The following is a 17,706-nucleotide window of genomic DNA, read 5'->3' as shown; positions in this document are numbered from 1 at the left end:
CACAACCTGCAGCCGACAGTGTGCACTGCGCAAATTCCATGTTTACACCCTCCTGCCAGAAAGGCACGAGATGTTTGCCCAGGCAACAAAAAATCTCGCAGGCAATGACAGATCTGCAACGCTGTCGATCTTGCAAGACACGGGCGCGCAGACAGGAGACCCGGCAGGCCATTATCGAGCATCATCATCAAAATTGATCGACCCATCAGCCAGAACACTGATTTTGCGATATTTTCCTGAAGAAAACTGGCCTTTAGAGCAGGATTCTTGTGTTTTGCGTAGCATTGTCTTTTTCAGCTTGACCCTGTCCGCCTTCGGCCCTTTTCTGCCAGCGAGTGATTTGAGGAGAGCCCAATGCCCGTCGATACATCTGCCCGCACCCCCACCTTCACCTATGTCGAGGGAGAATGGCTTTCCGGCAATCCGCCGCTGATCGGGCCGGTGTCGCATGCCATGTGGCTCGCCTCGACGGTGTTTGACGGGGCGCGCTGGTTTGATGGCATTGCGCCCGATCTCGACCTGCATTGCGCCCGCGTCAACCGCTCGGCGGAAGCGATGGGCATGACGCCGACCATGACGGCAGACGAGATTGCCGAACTGGCGTTGGAAGGCGTCAAGAAATTCGACCGCAAGACTGCCATTTATATCAAGCCGATGTATTGGAGCGAACATGGCGCGCCCTTTTCCGTCGTCGCGCCCGATCCGGCCAGCACCCGCTTTGCCCTTTGCCTGTTCGAGGCGGCCATGAACACGGCCAAACCGCATTCGCTCACCGTCTCGCCCTTCCGTCGCCCCTCGCCCGAATGCGCCATGACCGAGGCGAAAGCAGGCTGCCTCTATCCCAATTCCGGTCGGATGATCACGGAAGCGCGCGCCCGCGGTTTCGACAATGCGTTGGCGCTCGACATGAATGGCAATGTTGCCGAAACCGCCTCCTCCAACATCTTCATGGTCAAGGATGGTGTGGTCTTCACCCCCGCCGCCAACCGCACCTTTCTGGCGGGCATCACCCGGGCGCGTATCATCGGCCTTTTGCGCCAGTCCGGTTTCGAGGTCCGCGAGACAACGCTGACGGTCAAGGATTTTCTTGACGCCGACGAAGTGTTCACCACCGGCAATTATTCCAAGGTGGCGCCGGTGTCACGGCTCGACGACCGCACCTATCAGCCGGGGCCAATGGCGAAGAAGGCGCTTGATCTTTACATGGACTGGGCGCGCGGCGGCAGCGATCTTTAACATGAAGCAAAAAGCACTGTCCTGCATGACTCGACGCTGATCGGGCTTTGCGCTACAGCGCCGTGTGCCCAATATGGCGCACAAAACTCGCCGTCACACTTGTCATCTGCTGCATAATTTTCACCTTAAATCGTTTCCGATTTAAGGAATTATGCAGTAGACTGCGGGACAACAAACAAGGGTGATCCCAAATGATGGCTGTTGGCGAAATTTTTCTGATCCTGATGGCAGCGGCCTTCACCTTTCCCTTCTGGTTTCCCGTCTTGATGGGCGTTTTCGGCGCAACGCTTGGCCTGTTCGGTGCGATGATCGGCATATTCATGGCCGTCCTCGTGCTGGGCATGGTTGCCTGCCTGCTGTTTTTCTTTTTCGCCTGGCCGCTTCTTCTCGCACTTGCCGTGCTGGCTTTCGTTCTGCGGATGCTTTTTCCCCGCACAACGCCGAAGCGGCTCGTCTGATCCGGAAACGTGTCAGCACATCACATGCTTGAAACCTCACCGCCTGAGATCTTCGATTGCCAGAGCTGCGGTGCCTGCTGCGCTTATCAGGCAGACTGGCCACGCTTTTCGCTGGAAAGCGACGAACAACTGGCCGCCATTCCCGAAGCTTTGGTGGCCGACGATCTGAGCGGCATGAAATTTCTCACCGATGCGGCGGGGAAAATCCGCTGCGCGGCGCTGACCGGCGTGGTGGGCCAGCATGTCGGCTGCTCTGTCTATACGGTGCGCCCTCAGGTCTGTCGTGACTGCATGCCCGGCGACCCGGAATGCCACATGGCGCGGCAGGCCCTGGGCTTTGCCGTGGACACGCTGCCGGAACCGGATGTCTTTTGGGAATAATCACGAAATTTTCCGGTTTTTCCGCAGACGATGGAACCTTCCTCCCTTCGACTTCATTGTCACCATGAAACTTCGATGACGGGCGAGAAATTGCCGTCAGGCAGGTTGCCACCTCTCACCGGCGCTCCTATGTTCCCGTCATCCAGCAGCCTGCTGCGACCCTTCCTGCTTTAGAGCCTAGAGGAGATATTGTTATGGCTTTTGAACTTCCCGCCCTGCCCTATGCCTATGATGCGCTGGCCCCTTACATGTCGGCGGAAACGCTGGAATTTCACCACGACAAGCACCATCAGGCCTATGTTACCAACGGCAATAACCTGCTGAAGGATTCCGGTCTTGAAGGCCTGTCGCTGGAAGAGGTCGTCAAGCAGTCTTTCGGCAAGAATGCCGGCCTGTTCAACAATGCCGCCCAGCATTACAACCACATCCATTTCTGGAAATGGATGAAAAAGGATGGCGGCGGCAACAAACTGCCCGGCAAGCTGGAAGCCGCTTTTGCTTCCGACCTCGGTGGTTATGACAAGTTCAAGGCCGATTTTGCCGCCGCTGGTGCCGGTCAGTTCGGCTCCGGCTGGGCCTGGGTTGCCGTCAAGAACGGCAAGCTGGAAATCATGAAGACACCGAACGGCGAAAACCCGCTGGTGCATGGCGCCTCGCCCATTCTCGGCGTCGATGTCTGGGAACATTCCTATTATATCGACTACCGCAATGCCCGGCCGAAATATCTCGAAGCCTTCGTCGACAGCCTGATCAACTGGGATTACGTGCTGGAAATGTACGAAGCAGCAACGAAGTAAGCTGCGGCACAAGCCAGATCATGCCCGGCCTCTTGCGAGGCCGGGTTTTTTATTTTTCCTGCGCTCCATCATAGATCACACGCGCCTCAAGAATAATATGGTGATGGCGTAACGCCCAATGGCCCAGCGCCTCAACGGGCGCGCGCAGCGAATGACCAAGCGGCGTCAACGCATACTCCACCTTCGGCGGAATGGTGGGATAGAGTGTGCGCTTGACCAACCCGTCCCGCTCCAGTCCACGCAGGGTCAGCGTCAGCATGCGTTGTGAAATATCGCCCACCCGCCGTTTCAACTCATTGAAGCGGTAAGGCCCGTCGGCCAGCGTCATGACGATCAGAATGCTCCACTTGTCGCCTATGCGCGTCAACACGCTGTTGACGGTGTGGCAACGATCGTGCAGACCCTCGGATTGCAAAGGCTTTTCAAGCTCTTCAGTGACATGTTTGTGCGCCAGTACCATGGATGTGCCTTCTTGCGGAATGAGCAGGCTTCGCTTAGTTCTCCGGTATCGTTTTTATACCAACGAATGGGAAAACACCATGAAGCTTTTGCATCTCGATTCCAGCGTTCTCGGCCAGTATTCCGTCAGCCGTGAGCTGACGGCTTCGATCGTCAAGCAGTTCCCGAACGCGACCGTCGCCTATCGCGATCTGGCGCTTGCTCCCATTCCGCACCTGTCCGGCCTGACGCTGGCTGCTGCCATGGGCAATTACGACGCCAGCAATGATGAAGCCACCAAGGCCGATCTGGCGCTTGGCGGTGAAGTGTTGCAGCAGTTCCTCGATTCCGATGTCGTTGTCATCGGCGCAGGCTTCTACAATTTCGGCATTCCGAGCCAGTTGAAGGCCTGGATCGATCGTATCTGCGTAGCTGGCAAGACCTTCAAATACGGCGAAAACGGTCCGGAAGGCCTGTGCGGCGGCAAGCGTGTCATCATCGCTCTCGCCCGTGGCGGTGTCTACAGCGCCGGTCCGGCAGCTGCTCTTGAACATGCCGAAACCTATCTGGCCGGCCTCTTCGGCTTCCTCGGCGTCAGCAATGTCGAATTTGTCATCGCCGAAGGCGTTGCCATGGGCGATGAAGCCAAGGCTGCTGCCGTGGCCAAGGCCAAGGACACGATTGCCAGCCTGAAGGCTGCCTGATTTTTATCGAACGTCCTGTCATCCCCGCTCCGGCGGGGATGATTGCATAGACATAACTGCATGTTTTAATCTGCGCACAGGTCAAGCTCCTGATGTCGCTCTTCTATTGAAATTCCCTTCAAGGCAGCAATTTCCTCAGCATTTCCGAGGGGATGATACAGGCTTCAGGCCGTTACAATCCTCGATAGATTCTTTAAATGCTTTTTTATTCATGTTGTGACAATCAATCAGGCTATTAACTTGATAGACTATGAATTGGCCCCATCTTTCTCCCATAGATAAATTAGCATAAAAAACATCCATCGGTCTGCGTCCGAGGGGATGGCGGGAGACCAGGGCGTGGCCATTCAAACCAGATTCATTGATTCCTCTGAAGAGGTCCAACGGCTGGAAGCCCTGCAAGATCTCAATATTCTTGACACCGCACCGCAAGAAAGTTTCGACCGCATCAGCCGCATGGCGGCACGGCTGTTCAATTTGCCGATTGCCGCCGTCTCCTTGACCGATAGTGACAGGCAATGGTTCAAGTCGCGGGTCGGTGTTGAGCATTGGGGTATTCCCCGTGATAAAGCACCTTGCGCCGAAGTGGCAGAAACCTGCGGGATTCTCGTCGTCGAGGATTTTGCCCAGCACCCGGTTTACAGCAACTGTGTTTTGTCAGATGCCGGAATCCGGTTTTATGCGGGCGTGCCGCTGATGACCCGCGATGGCTATGGCCTCGGCTCACTTTGTGTGCTTGGCACGGAACCGCGCACAGTGGATGACAGCGAAATGGCCGCGCTTGGCGATCTTGCAGCCATGGTGATGAGTCAGGTCGAGCTGCAACACGCCTTTGGCCGTATCGAACCGGTGACAGGCCTGCCGAACCGGCAGCAATTCATCGAAGACATGACGGATCTTGCCATCGAAAGCCCCGACAGGACCCGGATAGCAATCATGTTCGACCTGCTGCCCGCCACGCAAATCGAACAATTGATGCGGATCATGGGCTCCAGCCATATGGACGACCTGTCCCAAGAGGCCGCACGTCGCCTCAAACGCTTCTGCAAGGGGCAAGGCTATCAGATCACGCCAACGCAATTTGCCTGCCTGGCCAATCCTGACCTCGATATCGACCAGGCACTGCGGCAGGTCGAGGATTTGATCCTACAATCGGATTTCATCACGGATATCAGCCTTGGCACACGGGTTACCGGCGGCCTTGCTGCGTTCAACCCGGCGCAGATGCAGCCGAAGGACCTTTTGCGCGCTTTGAATACGGCGGTGCAGTCCGCGCGCGACCAGGGCCGCCCTGCGGCGCTCTATTCCAGCGATGACGAGACCCTTGAGCGTCGCCGGTTCCGGCTGCGGCAGGATTTTCAGGCAGCCCTTCAAGCCAACGACCAGTTGCGGCTGGTGTTCCAGCCAAGAGTAACCCTTGAAACCGAAAGCATCGCTTCGGCGGAGGCTCTGCTGCGCTGGCGTCATCCCAACCTTGGCGAGATTTCACCGGGTGAATTCGTTCCTTTGATCGAGCACACCGCCATGGCCCATCAGATGACCGCCTTTGTCTTCGATGCCGCCCTGACCCAGCTCGCCGACTGGCGAAGCCGTGGTCTCGACATCTCGCTGTCGCTCAATATTTCCGTGACCAATCTCAATCATCCCGATTTTGTCAAACAGGTGCTGGACACGCTTCAAAAACACGCCATAGAACCGCAATGGCTGGAGCTGGAACTGACGGAAAGCATGGTGATATCCAATGCGGCCCTTGCCCTGAAAAAACTGGAGCAATTGACCAAAGCAGGCATGAAAATCGCAATCGACGATTTTGGCACCGGCTATAGTAGCCTGTCTTATCTGCAAAACCTGCCGGCCAGCGTGGTGAAGATCGACCAGTCCTTCATATCAGCGCTGAAGGAGGGCAACCGGGAACGACAGCTGGTGAAAAGCATGATCAAACTTTTACATGATCTCGGCTATACCGTCGTGGCGGAGGGCATCGAACTGCGTGAGGAAGTCGATCTGTTGCGCGCTCTCGAGTGCGACGAAGGTCAGGGCTATGTTTTCTCCCGCCCGATAGAGGCAACGGCTCTGGAAAACCTGATGATGGCGAAACGGCTGGCTGTGGTCGCCTGATTCAACCGGACCGGACACGCATGAGCGAAGGGGCTTGACAGTGTTGCCGTTATGGTGCATCGAATTGCCCCATGATCGACGCACGCAACATCATTTCCGCAGTGTATTTTTGGGCCTACCGGTAACGGGCGGCTCGACAGATCATTTTGTCAACAGGCCGCCGTCAGGCGGCCTTGTTGTTTGAACGGAGCTCTCCCTGACGGCAAAATAAAGATCAGGACCGAGAAGAGAGCCAGATATGACCGAAGACACCATTGCTACCCTGCCGCGCCCGGCACTCGTTTCCATTCGCCATGCAAAACGTGAGGATTTGCCAGATCTGATCGAGATGATTTCCCTTCTCGCTGCCCATCATGGTGATGCCTCGGCGATGACGGCGGACATTCTGCGCCGCGATTTATTCGGTGCAACCCCGTGGATTACCGGCCTGGTCGCCGATGGCGGAGAAACCCTGCTGGGTTATGCCCTGCTGGTGCCGATGTACCGGGCCAATGAAGGCCGCCGCGGCATGGACCTGCATCATCTTTTCGTCCGCGACGGTCATCGCGGCCATGGCATCGGTCAGCATCTGGTCAATCGTGCCCGTGATGTCGCCCGTCAGGCCGGTTGCAGCTATCTTTCGGTCGGCGCTGCCACCGGCAATTTCAAGGCGCATCGCTTCTACGAACAGATGGATTTCACCGCCCGCCCGGTGACGGGGATGCGGTTTCTACAGGCGCTGGCCTAAAGCATGTCGTGTTTTATTGGACTCAATAAAACGATAACGGACATGCGACAAAACAAAGACTGACTGCATCATTCCTGAAATCGGGTAGGATTGAAGGTGAAAATGATGCAGCAGATGAAACGTGTGACAGCGCGTTTTGTGCGCCATATTGGGCGCACGGCGCTGTAAAGCACTTTGACGGAGGCTGATAAGCCGCAACGTGCTTTAGGGTGAAAACTCAATCAGGATGGTTGTTCTGCAAGGCGTATTTTGTGTCTGAGTAGAAGGAAAGGTGCAGGAAATGCTCCCCATTTTCAAACCTTTCCGACGCCCGCAGGCACAAAATACGCCTTGCCCAAAGGGTTGAACGGGATGGGCCGCCTGATTGCGAACAATGCTCGACAAGGCAAACCGGCCTTGTCTTGCGCTTGTTCGCTGCCATACAATCCCATCCCGTTCAACAGAACACCCATCCTGAGTGAGTTTTGACCCTAAGGGTCAGCCCCTCTCGGGAATCGGCGCAAGCCGGGCATAACGCAAATGGTCGCGCCATTCTCCGCCAATCTTCAGATAACGCGGCGAAAAGCCTTCTTTTTCGAATCCGCATCGCTCGACCAGGGCAACCGAGCGATGATTGTCCGGCTGGATATTGGCTTCGACCCGATTGAGACCAATCTCGGTGAAGGCATGATCAAGCACCAGATCGAGCGCCTGGCGCATCAGCCCCTGTCCGGCAAACGCCACCATGCCGTAATAACCGAGATAGGCGCTGCGGAAATTGCCGAGCGCAATCTGGCTCAGTGTAAATACGCCGATGATGCCGCCGCTTGAGGCATGGCGCGCAACCAAGCCTCTGGACGCGCCGGTGAGCATCTGGCTGAACCAGCTGTCGAAGCCTTCCTGATCGATAAATGGCGCTGCGAAGGGATGATGATAATGCCGGCTCTGCCGGTTTGCCTCAATCAGATCCGCAGCGTCTGCATGACGGGCCAGACCCAGCTTGACCTCGGCTATGTGGTTCATCATGGATCACACTCTCCCCATCTCATGGCGCATAAAACTCGCTGCAACGCTTTTAATCTGCTGCATAATTCCTTAAATCTCACCCGATTTAAGGAATTATGCATAAGAGGTTGACCATTCAATTATTCAAAACAACATTTTATTCAATACTTTATCCTTGATGCATCCGATAATTGCGCTTTTTCTTTTTCCCATATTTGCTATGGTGCGTCTGCCGTGGCGAGGAGAGGGACACCGGCTTCACTTGGCCCATTCCAGTTTTCGGCACGATTTTCACACATCTGACGGGAGCAGAACCATGACATTCAAGTTCAGCAGGATTGCCATTCTTTCGCTCTGTCTTGGGCTCGGTGTGTCCGGCCTGGTGCAGGCCGCCGATCCGCCACAGACCGTGCGTGAGGGCATGATGAAGAAAATGGGGGGCGCGCTCGGGGCGCTTGCGGCCATCGCCAAGGGTGAAAAGCCCTATGACGCCGCCGTGGTCAAATCCTCGCTGACCACCATGGACGAAGTGGCCAAGGCCTTCCCCGACCAGTTCCCCAAGGGTTCCGAAACCGGCTTCAAGACCGAGGCCAGCCCGAAGATCTGGCAGGATATGGATGGCTTCAAGAAGCACGCCGAGGCGCTGCAAACCGCCGCCGAAGCCGAGCTTGCCGCTCTTCCTGCCGACCAGGCCGCCGTGGGTGCAGCCATGAAGAAGATCGCGCCCAACTGCGCCGCCTGTCATCAGGACTATCGCCTGAAGAAGTAAGACCTGCGGTTTTCCGGGAGGATATTGCCTATGGGCCTGAAACAGCGCCTCGCCATCATTGTGGCCATGGTCGCAGGCTTTGCCGGCACCGGGGCGTATATCACCTTTCTGGCACCGCACCGCCAACCCGCCGCCCTCTGGGACGGGCTGAAAGCGGGCAATACCGAGAATGGTCGCCGGCTGTTTTTTGCCGGCGGTTGCGCAAGCTGCCATGCGGCTCCCGATGCCAAAGGCGAAGCCCGGCTGGTGTTGACCGGCGGACTGGCATTGAAAACGCCGTTCGGCACGTTTCATGTGCCGAACATCTCACCTGACGACACAGCCGGGATCGGCAACTGGACACTGGCTGAATTTGGGGATGCCGTGACGCGCGGCATCGGCCGCCATGGCGAAAATCTCTATCCGGCCTTCCCTTATGCGTCCTATTCAAGAATGACGCCGCAGGATGTCGCCGATCTCTTCGCCTATCTCAAAACCCTGCCGAAAAGTAGCCACGTCGCGCCGCCGCATGAACTGCCCTTCCCCTTTAACCAGCGCTGGCTCCTGACCGGCTGGAAATTTCTCTACCTCAACGACAAGCCGCGCGTGATGCTTGCCTCCAGCGATCCGCTTGTGCTCAAAGGTCAATATCTGGTCGAAGGCCCCGGCCATTGCGGCGAATGTCATACGCCACGCGACGCCTTTGGCGGACTGAAGACGGATGAATGGCTGGCGGGCGGCCCCAATCCCGAGGGCGAAGGGCGCATTCCCGATATTACTCCCGGCTCGAAGGCCATCGGCGGCTGGTCGAAAGAGGATATCGTCAATTATCTGCAAACCGGCTTCACCCCGGATTTCGACAGTGTCGGCGGCTCCATGGTCGAGGTGCAGCAGAATATGGCCGAACTGCCGAAAGCCGATCTGGAGGCGATTGCCGCCTATCTGAAGGCCATTCCAGCGAAATAAGCGAGCGTTACTGGGGGAAAACCGGCCCGCGTGACCATTCCTGCAGCGTGGTCTTGATCAGCACCATGGCGGCGCGGCGTGCCTCTTCGCGCTCCTGCGGGTCTTCGATCCCGGCCAACCGGGTCTCGAAGGCGCGCATGGTGCCACGCACCCATTGATGCAGGGCCGGATCGGAATGGTGGTCGAGCATGGCCCGGATGGCGCTTTCCATGGTGCGCGTTTCAACGCTGGTCATCATCGCTGTTCTCCTTGAAGCGCAGCGCATTCCATCGACACGGATCTTTCCGTGATCAATCGCCAGAACACGCCGGGCAGAGGGAAAAATCTCCCGCTCTGCCTGAATCAAAGATCAGAATGTACACTCAAACTTGCGTCAACCCTATGACAGCATTGCGATTCTTCCGTGACGTCAAAGCGTCGGACCGAAAAGCGGTACCGGTCCGATGCTCCCAAAGCGTTTATTTTTTGCCCGGCATCGCCTTGCCGCGCGGCAATTCGACATTGGGCAAGAGGCAGGCTGCGATGAAACCGCAACCGATCAGCACAGCCATGGCGATGAAGACATGATGGAAGGAGTGGCCGTAAACCTCCGCCACCATCTGTCGGGCAGAAGGTGACAGTTTTGCCATGGCGTCAGGGGTGAGATCCTCGATTGACGAGACGCCGGGAATATTGACATTGAGCGGTATGAAGGCCGTCAGCACGGCATTATAGATCGAGATCGCCATGGAGGCGCCGCCCATGCGGGTCAGCGTCACCGTGCCGGTGGCGGCACCGACATCCTTTTGCGACGAGGCATTCTGCACCCCGATCACCGGGATCTGCTGACCGATACCAACACTGATGCCATGGATCAGCATCAGCGCGATAATAACAAACAGCGGCACGCCGACCGGCAACTGACTGAAAGTGATGAAGACAAGGCAGCTGCCCAGCGTGCCGAGCATGGAGAAAATCTTGTAACGCCCCGTGATAGCGATGAGCCTGCCACTGTTGAGCGAGCCGATGGCGATGCCGCCGGTGATGGCAATGAACAGCAATCCGGCGATGGTCGGGCTGAGACCGGTGGTGGTCTGCAGATAGAGCGCCATATAATTGACCGAACCGATGCCGACACCGCCACTGGTGATGGAAATGACCCAGAGCAGCAGAATGGTGCGGCTGGAAAACAGGCTGAGCGGCACGACCGGTTCGGCCGCACGACGCTCGATCCGCACCCAGACGATGGCGGCAACGACGGCGAAAGCCACAACGGCAAGGCTTCCCGGCGCCAGCAGCGACCCGAAAATCTGGCTGCCATCGGCCCACAGCACCACGCAGGTGATGATCATGGCCAGAACAAATGCCCCGGCATAATCGATTTTCGGGCGGCGCTGCGGCTTTCTGAAGGGCAGAAACAGAAAAAGCCCGGTCAGAACCACAATGCCGATCGGCAGATTGACGAGAAAGATCGAGCGCCAGCCCAGCCATTCGCTCAAGACACCGCCCAGCGTCGGACCGATGGCCCCGGAGGCAACCAGAACCAGGCTCGAATAACTCTGATAGCGGGCACGCACCCGCGTTTCAAACAGATCGGCATTGATCGAAAAGATCGATACCATGATTCCGCCGCTGCCAAGCCCCTGCAGCACGCGCGCGGCAATCAGCGTGTTCATCGAAACGGCAAGTCCGCAAACCGCCGAGCCGAGCGTGAAGATAAAAATGGCCGTCATCATCACATATTTGCGACCGAACAGATCGCCCAGCTTGCCATAAAGCGGCATGACGGCGCTGGAGGCCAGAAGATAAGCCGATCCAACCCAGCCAAAACGCTCCAGCTGGCCGAATTCGCCAACAATGGTCGGCAGCGCCGTGGACACGATCTGATTGTCCAGCGTTGCCATGAACAGCGCCGTCATCAGAAATCCGAAGAGAATATGGCGCAGACGCTGATCCGGCACCAGCGAAACAAAGGTGCCGTCACCCGAAGCGCCAGCCCCAGCGCCTGCGGCTTGGGCCTTTTGAGGAGCAGAATGATCCATGAATATACCAGGAGTTTGAAGAACAGACCAAGAGTTTGACTGGCCGGAAACGGAAAGAGCCGTTAATGCGCAGTGCGAGTGGTTTGATGAACTGCAAATTAAATGCCTCATTGCCACTTACATGTCAATGGCATATATATGATATAAGCATATATATTGAGGCAAACGGAAGAGGAGCCGGCCCGTCATGAATTTTCAGCCCGATCTTGAAGACGGCCATGATGCGCGCAAAGCGCAGGTGTCACAGGTTGCCGAGACAATGGGACGGCTGAGACTGCTGATGGGGCGACGCTTCATGTCCCGCATCGCGCTGCAAAGACTGGGGGACGGCCACGGTCTGGAATTGTCGCATCACGACACGATCAAGATCGTGGCACGGCTGGAACCCTATCAGGAAGTCACCGTCGGCGCGGTGGCCGAGCAGATGCGCATTGATCCGTCCCGCGCCAGCCGGGTGATTGCCGATCTGGTGCGCAACGGCATGCTGAAACGCGAGGCTTCGCAGGAAGATGCACGCCGCACCGTGGTCAAGATGACCGATCAGGCCAAAAACCTGATGGCGCATTTCGAAGCCGTGCGGCATGAGGCGCTGGGGCAGACACTGGAAGGATGGAGTGACGAGGAACTGAGCCTCTTTGCCAGCCAGTTTGACCGCTTCATTCTCGACCTGGAAAACCGATTTGCCGATATGTCACGTGAGGAGGAAGCGCCGCGATAAGACTGGCAGGATCAGCAACATGCCCGCAAGACCCCGAATCTTCAGGGCCTTGCGGGACAGGATCACTTGACGTCGATAACGAAATTTTCGCGCGAGCGGCGCACTTTCTTCAGATTGACCAGCCAGTCGTTTTCGGCTTCGCGATAGCCGAGCGGCACGATGGCAACGGAGCGCAGACCCTTGGCGCCGAGATCGAGAATCTCATCCAGCGCCGCCGGATCGAAACCTTCCATCGGCGTGGCATCAACGCCTTCAAAGGCGGCGGCGGCCAGCGCCAGTCCGAGACCGATATAGGCCTGACGGGCGGCGTGCTCGAAATTCACCTCTGCGGGGCGCTGCGGATAATGGGCGAGCAACTTCTGACGATAGGCTTCCCAGCCCTCGCTCTTGAAACCACGCTCATCATTGACCAGATCGAACATCATGTTGATCCGCTCGACCGTGTAATTGTCCCAGGCGGCAAAGACCAGAAGATGCGAGCAATCGGTGATCTGGCTTTGATTCCAGGCGATCGGCTGGATGCGCTCACGCACCTCTTTATTGGTGACGATCAGCACCTGAAACGGCTGCAGACCGCTTGAGGTCGGCGCCAGACGCGCCGCCTCGACAATGCGCTCGACCTTGTCTTCGGCAACAGGCTTTGCGGGGTCCATTTTCTTGGTGGCGTAACGCCAGCTGAGTTTTTCGAGAAGCACGAAAACACCTTTCATGAAAAAAATTGCAATCTTACCTAGGTGCGATCATGCCGTACTTCAATCGGCAGATTGCTGAAAGCACCGTTCACTTTTGCAAGTCCGGCATGCGGCGTTCAGCCAGTCGCTCATCTCGCTCATGAAATGAAACAGATCACCCTCGCCACCAGTTTCGCGCCAGCCGCATTTGTCACTGTCCGGCATAACTTGAACGAGATCCGGTTGCGACATGATATCGAACACCCCGACCCGCTCCATGCCTTTTGTTTTCCGCCTGATGATGCTGGCGGTAACGGGCTTTGGCCTCAGTCTGCTCGGCGGGTGTCTTTTCGTGACCGATACCGGTGAAATGAACACGGCCACCTTCGTTCAGGAAACGACCCCCGTCTGGGATCTTCCCGTTGCCGCGCCGCCGCCGAATGCGCCGCCATCGACCAATCTCTATTCCACTACGCTGCACAATACCTATGATCGACTGACCTATCCGGCACGCCCCGCCTCCATCGACAGGACAACGACTCAATCGATTTCGGCCCGCGCGCCTTCTCCCGACGCCGATCAGGCGGACCGTCCGCCGACGCCCTTCTCCGTTCCGGCGCAGGCACAGCTTTATGCGTCCTTTGTCGATGATGGCCATACGCTGCGGGCTGTTCCCGTTGGTCGTGTCAACTGGCGTTTTCTGCGGCGCGAGGTTGAGTACCAGACCACCGAATCTCCCGGCACCATCGTGGTCGATACAGCCAATCATTATCTTTACTTCGTCGAGCGCGGCGGCAAGGCCATTCGCTACGGCGTCGGGCTGGGGCGGCAAGGCTATGCCTGGAAAGGAACGGGCGTGATCGAGGCCAAGGTGAAATGGCCGCGCTGGACCCCGACTGCCGACATGGTTTCGGCCGACCCGGAGCTGCGCGAATATTCTGCCGCCAATGGCGGGCTCAATCCCGGCCTGCAAAATCCGCTCGGCGCACGCGCCATGTATATCTACAAGAACGGCCGCGACACGCTTTACCGCATTCATGGCACCAATGACTGGCAGTCAATCGGCAAGGCCGTCTCATCCGGCTGCGTGCGCATGTTCAATCAGGACGTGATCGACCTTTACAACCGCGTCGGGAAAAGAACCAAGGTTGTTGTTCTTTAATCCTGCACTGTCATTCTTGTCGTAAACGTGATCGTAAGCATTTGGGTTTTCCTATGGGTGACAGGAAAACCGTGTCAGACATAACCGTGGAACAATTGCGTGCACCGCGCGTTATCGCACGAAATCTGCAAGGATATGCCATCTAGATGACTTCTCCCGATCTCTCCCGCCGTGCCTTTCTGCTCACCTCCGGCCTTGGCACTGCCGCCCTCCTGTCCAGTTGCGCCTCCACCTATCGCCCGCCCGTCATGGCGTCGGCAACACCGTCTTCCTCACCAGTGGTTGGTCCACCTTCCAGGGCCGAGCTGGATGTGATGTATGGCCAGATGGAAGACAGCGGCTTCATCATTCCCGCCGTGCCCTATCAATATATTCCGCCACGTTTTTATCGTCAGCGCGTGGTCGATCCGACCGGTTATGCGCCGGGAACGCTCTTCGTCGATACGCCCAACCGCTTTCTCTATCTGGTTGAAAATGGCGGCACGGCCATGCGTTACGGTGTCGGCATCGGCCGTCAGGGTTTTGCCTGGCAGGGCGACGGCGTGATCCAGTGGCGACAGAAATGGCCGAAATGGACCCCGCCTTCCGACATGATCGAGCGCCAGCCGGAGCTTGCCAAATATTCCGCCGAAAACGGCAGCATGGCGCCCGGCCTGATGAACCCGCTCGGGGCACGCGCGCTCTATATTTTTCATAACGGACAGGACACGCTTTACCGCGTACACGGCTCACCGGAATGGAATTCCATCGGCAAGGCCGTCTCTTCCGGCTGTGTGCGCCTGATAAACCAGGACATTATCGATCTCTACGACCGCGTGCCGCCGAAAGCGCCAATCGTCGTCGTGCAGTAAGGTATGCGTATGTCGATAGCCGCCGCGTTTTGCGATTGAACATCGCATCCCGGCTGATAATCTGATCTTCATATTTGAAGATATCAGCCGGAGCCATTTGATGACGCGTTTTTCCAGCCGTTGCGTGGCGGCCTTTGCCGCCATATCCCTTGCCATCCTGCCGGTCTCCCCGGTTCTGGCCGCCTCTCCTGCACCTGTTGCGGGTGAAAACGGCATGGTGGTCACCGCCCAGCATCTGGCCACCGATGTCGGGGTCAAGGTGCTGAAAGAGGGCGGCAATGCCGTGGATGCGGCTGTGGCCGTTGCCTATACGCTGGCGGTGACCTATCCGACGGCTGGCAATCTCGGCGGCGGTGGCTTCATGACATTGCGCATGGCGGACGGGCGCACGGATTTTATCGATTTTCGCGAAAAAGCCCCGCTGGCCGCGACCAAAACCATGTATCTCGACGCCAAGGGCGACATTGTGCCGCGCGCAAGCCTTGACGGCTATCTGGCCGTCGGCGTGCCGGGCACCGTGAAAGGGCTGGAACTGGCGCGGGAAAAATATGGAACGCAGAGCCGGGCAGCCCTGATCGATCCGGCCATCAGGCTGGCGAAAGACGGCTTCACCCTCAATCAGGGCGATGCCGGTATTTTAGCCTATGGCGCTAAACGGCTGGCAAAAAACCCGGATGCGGCGAAAATCTTCCTCAAAGCCGATGGCACGCCCTATCGCGAGGGCGAGGTGCTGAAACAGCCCGACCTTGCCAAAGTGCTGGAAGCGATCCGCGACAAGGGGGCGGATGCCTTCTATAAAGGCTTTGTCGCCGATGCCATCGTCAAGGCGAGCGAGGCCGGACACGGCATTCTCGCCAAGGCCGATTTCACCGCTTACAGGGTGCGCGAATTAAAGCCGGTCGAGTGCGATTATCACGGCTATCACATCATCTCCTCGCCGCCGCCCTCTTCCGGAGGCGTGATCATCTGCGAAATCCTCAATATTCTCGAGGCCTATCCGCTCGCCGAACAGGGCTATGGCGCGGCCTCCACCGTGCATGACATGGTGGAAGCCATGCGCTATGCCTATGCCGACCGCAACACGGCGCTGGGCGACCCGGATTTCGTCAAGAACCCGGTGTCGAAACTCCTGAGCAAGGATTACGCCAAGGACATCCGGGCCAAAATCGAGCCCGGCAAAGCAGGCAAATCCGCCGACGTCAAGCCGCTGGGCGGGCATGAAAGCACCGAGACCACGCATTTTTCCATCATTGACAGAGAGGGCAATGCCGTTTCCGTCACCTATACGCTGAACGGCTCTTTTGGAGCGGGCGTGGTGGCGCCAGGCACCGGCATTCTATTGAACAACGAGATGGACGATTTCACCTCGAAACCCGGCGTGCCCAATCTCTACGGTCTGGTGCAGGGCGAGGCCAATGCGATAGAGCCGCACAAGACGCCGCTGTCCTCGATGAGCCCGACCATCGTGACCAAAGACGGCAAGCCCTTCATGGTGATCGGCAGCCCCGGCGGTTCGCGCATCATCACCATCACGCTGGAGGCCATGCTCAATGTCATGGATTTCGGCATGAATATTTCCGACGCCGTCAATGCGCCGCGCATCCATCATCAATGGCAGCCGGACAAGATTTATTATGAACCCTATGCGCTCTCGCCCGATACGATCGAAAAGCTGAAATCCATGGGCTATACGCTGGATGGCGGCGTGGGAAGCCCACTCTGGGGTCAAGCCGCCGGCATTCTGGTCGGCGGTCCAAGCCTTGCCGACATCGGCAAGAGTGGCAATGCCCGCTATTATGGCGCAATCGATGCCCGCGCCGTCTCCGGCTTAGCCGAAGGCTATTGAGGCAAACCGCGAGGTTCCTGACATCTTGCCTCCTTCCATCCAAAGAGATGGAAGGAAGCAACTGAAAATTTAAGTGACCGCATGTATCTTCCATCACAGATAGAGATATTGACTATCTTTATCCGTGATCCTCAGCATCGTGCTTTTTTTCATAGCGATGCCTAGAGGAGATACATATGAAAAAACTTATCTTTTCAGCGCTCTGCCTGTTTTCCTGCCTGGCATCGCTGGCCACATATGCTTACGCACAAGACAAGACCAAGCCCGGCGACTTCAACTTCTATGTCCTGGCCATGACCGACATTCCGGCCTTTTGCGACATCACCAACAACAAGGACAAGAATGAATGCCCGCCACACAGCACGGCCTTCGGTCTGCATGGCCTGTGGCCGCAATTCAGCTACAACAAATACCCGCAGGATTGCTCGAACGTAAAACTGACCAAGGAAGAGATTGTGAAATGGCAGGGCATTTACCCGACACCGACACTGATCAGCCATGAGTGGGAAAAACACGGCACATGCTCCGGCCTGACAGCAGATGAATATTTCGAGCAATCGGAAAAGAGCATACAGAAAGTGATTGTTCCGGCGGAATATCAATCCTTGAAAACCATTCCGGCGACGGAAACCAGTAACGTTCTGGCTGCTTTCGTCAAAGCCAATACCGGCTTGCCCTCGGATGGCATCGTGATCGTGAAACAGAAGTCGTTGATCTCGGAAATCCGCATCTGCCTGACCAAGGATGGTGCTTTCCGCTCCTGCAACGGATGAGATCGTGTCTTGATCGCAATTCTGCTCAAGCGGCCATCCAGCATCAAAGTTTGACGTGATCACGTGCCATGCCTGTGATAATAGGCATGGCACCGGATCCGGACAAA

General features: G+C 57.1%; 19 protein-coding genes. 14 read left to right on the top strand and 5 right to left on the bottom strand.

What is annotated here, in order from left to right; all coding sequences use genetic code 11:
• Positions 1–354: 354 nt before the first annotated feature.
• From NAC44_RS05910 to NAC44_RS05895, 4 genes are all read left to right on the top strand, one after another.
• Positions 355–1,236 (top strand): branched-chain amino acid aminotransferase, encoded by an 882-nt coding sequence (locus tag NAC44_RS05910; protein WP_250938964.1) that lies wholly within the window; start codon positions 355–357, stop codon positions 1,234–1,236.
• 191 nt (positions 1,237–1,427) lie between these two features.
• Positions 1,428–1,694, top strand: coding sequence for a hypothetical protein (locus NAC44_RS05905; protein ID WP_250938962.1), 267 nt, complete (start codon positions 1,428–1,430; stop codon positions 1,692–1,694).
• A 24-nt stretch (positions 1,695–1,718) separates the two neighbouring features.
• On the top strand, positions 1,719–2,075 hold the full coding sequence (locus NAC44_RS05900) for a YkgJ family cysteine cluster protein (protein WP_250938960.1): 357 nt from the start codon (positions 1,719–1,721) through the stop codon (positions 2,073–2,075).
• Positions 2,076–2,269: 194 nt separating this feature from the next.
• The gene (locus tag NAC44_RS05895) at positions 2,270–2,872 is read left to right on the top strand and encodes a superoxide dismutase (RefSeq protein WP_250938959.1); all 603 of its coding nucleotides are present in this window, start codon (positions 2,270–2,272) and stop codon (positions 2,870–2,872) included.
• 49 nt (positions 2,873–2,921) lie between these two features.
• Here the strand turns inward: NAC44_RS05895 and NAC44_RS05890 are convergent, their stop codons facing one another.
• Positions 2,922–3,332: a winged helix-turn-helix transcriptional regulator gene (locus NAC44_RS05890; RefSeq protein WP_250938956.1), complete on the bottom strand. Its 411-nt coding sequence runs from the start codon at positions 3,330–3,332 to the stop codon at positions 2,922–2,924.
• 79 nt (positions 3,333–3,411) lie between these two features.
• Between NAC44_RS05890 and NAC44_RS05885 the strand changes: the two genes are divergently transcribed.
• From NAC44_RS05885 to NAC44_RS05875, 3 genes are all read left to right on the top strand, one after another.
• Positions 3,412–4,014 carry an FMN-dependent NADH-azoreductase gene (locus tag NAC44_RS05885; protein WP_250938954.1) on the top strand — a complete coding sequence of 201 codons (603 nt, stop codon included), beginning with the start codon at positions 3,412–3,414 and terminating at the stop codon, positions 4,012–4,014.
• 339 nt (positions 4,015–4,353) lie between these two features.
• Complete coding sequence (locus NAC44_RS05880; protein WP_250938952.1) at positions 4,354–6,132, top strand: sensor domain-containing phosphodiesterase; 1,779 nt, start codon at positions 4,354–4,356, stop codon at positions 6,130–6,132.
• A 238-nt stretch (positions 6,133–6,370) separates the two neighbouring features.
• Positions 6,371–6,859: a GNAT family N-acetyltransferase gene (locus NAC44_RS05875; protein ID WP_250938950.1), complete on the top strand. Its 489-nt coding sequence runs from the start codon at positions 6,371–6,373 to the stop codon at positions 6,857–6,859.
• A 477-nt stretch (positions 6,860–7,336) separates the two neighbouring features.
• On the opposite strand, the gene NAC44_RS05870 is transcribed toward NAC44_RS05875, so the two are convergent.
• The gene (locus tag NAC44_RS05870; RefSeq protein WP_250938949.1) at positions 7,337–7,864 is read right to left on the bottom strand and encodes a GNAT family N-acetyltransferase; all 528 of its coding nucleotides are present in this window, start codon (positions 7,862–7,864) and stop codon (positions 7,337–7,339) included.
• A gap of 295 nt (positions 7,865–8,159) precedes the next feature.
• Between NAC44_RS05870 and NAC44_RS05865 the strand changes: the two genes are divergently transcribed.
• On the top strand, positions 8,160–8,612 hold the full coding sequence (locus NAC44_RS05865; protein WP_250938947.1) for a c-type cytochrome: 453 nt from the start codon (positions 8,160–8,162) through the stop codon (positions 8,610–8,612).
• Positions 8,613–8,648: 36 nt separating this feature from the next.
• On the top strand, positions 8,649–9,557 hold the full coding sequence (locus NAC44_RS05860) for a cytochrome c (RefSeq protein ID WP_420839901.1): 909 nt from the start codon (positions 8,649–8,651) through the stop codon (positions 9,555–9,557).
• 7 nt (positions 9,558–9,564) lie between these two features.
• Here the strand turns inward: NAC44_RS05860 and NAC44_RS05855 are convergent, their stop codons facing one another.
• Both NAC44_RS05855 and NAC44_RS05850 read right to left on the bottom strand, forming a co-directional pair.
• Complete coding sequence (locus NAC44_RS05855) at positions 9,565–9,795, bottom strand: hypothetical protein (RefSeq protein ID WP_250938943.1); 231 nt, start codon at positions 9,793–9,795, stop codon at positions 9,565–9,567.
• Positions 9,796–10,015: 220 nt separating this feature from the next.
• Positions 10,016–11,578 (bottom strand): MDR family MFS transporter, encoded by a 1,563-nt coding sequence (locus tag NAC44_RS05850; protein WP_250938940.1) that lies wholly within the window; start codon positions 11,576–11,578, stop codon positions 10,016–10,018.
• 187 nt (positions 11,579–11,765) lie between these two features.
• On the opposite strand from NAC44_RS05850, the gene NAC44_RS05845 reads away from it, so the two are divergent.
• Positions 11,766–12,296, top strand: coding sequence for a MarR family winged helix-turn-helix transcriptional regulator (locus NAC44_RS05845; protein ID WP_250938938.1), 531 nt, complete (start codon positions 11,766–11,768; stop codon positions 12,294–12,296).
• Positions 12,297–12,358: 62 nt separating this feature from the next.
• Here the strand turns inward: NAC44_RS05845 and NAC44_RS05840 are convergent, their stop codons facing one another.
• A complete protein-coding gene (locus NAC44_RS05840) occupies positions 12,359–12,991 on the bottom strand; it encodes an NAD(P)H-dependent oxidoreductase (protein WP_250939910.1) in 633 nt (210 codons plus the stop codon).
• 253 nt (positions 12,992–13,244) lie between these two features.
• On the opposite strand from NAC44_RS05840, the gene NAC44_RS05835 reads away from it, so the two are divergent.
• From NAC44_RS05835 to NAC44_RS05820, 4 genes are all read left to right on the top strand, one after another.
• Positions 13,245–14,129 (top strand): L,D-transpeptidase, encoded by an 885-nt coding sequence (locus tag NAC44_RS05835; protein WP_420839900.1) that lies wholly within the window; start codon positions 13,245–13,247, stop codon positions 14,127–14,129.
• A 146-nt stretch (positions 14,130–14,275) separates the two neighbouring features.
• A complete protein-coding gene (locus NAC44_RS05830; protein ID WP_250938936.1) occupies positions 14,276–14,980 on the top strand; it encodes a L,D-transpeptidase in 705 nt (234 codons plus the stop codon).
• Between the two features lie 100 nt (positions 14,981–15,080).
• Positions 15,081–16,826, top strand: a complete 1,746-nt coding sequence (ggt, locus tag NAC44_RS05825; RefSeq protein ID WP_250938934.1) for a gamma-glutamyltransferase — start codon at positions 15,081–15,083, stop codon at positions 16,824–16,826.
• Positions 16,827–17,002: 176 nt separating this feature from the next.
• On the top strand, positions 17,003–17,599 hold the full coding sequence (locus NAC44_RS05820) for a ribonuclease T2 family protein (RefSeq protein WP_250938932.1): 597 nt from the start codon (positions 17,003–17,005) through the stop codon (positions 17,597–17,599).
• The last annotated feature ends 107 nt before the right edge of the window (positions 17,600–17,706 follow it).

The organism is Allorhizobium sonneratiae (genome assembly GCF_023700755.1).
Lineage (GTDB): Bacteria > Pseudomonadota > Alphaproteobacteria > Rhizobiales > Rhizobiaceae > Allorhizobium > Allorhizobium sonneratiae.
The sequence above is the reverse complement of the archived record's forward strand: the minus strand, read 5'-3'. Positions and strand labels throughout refer to the sequence as shown.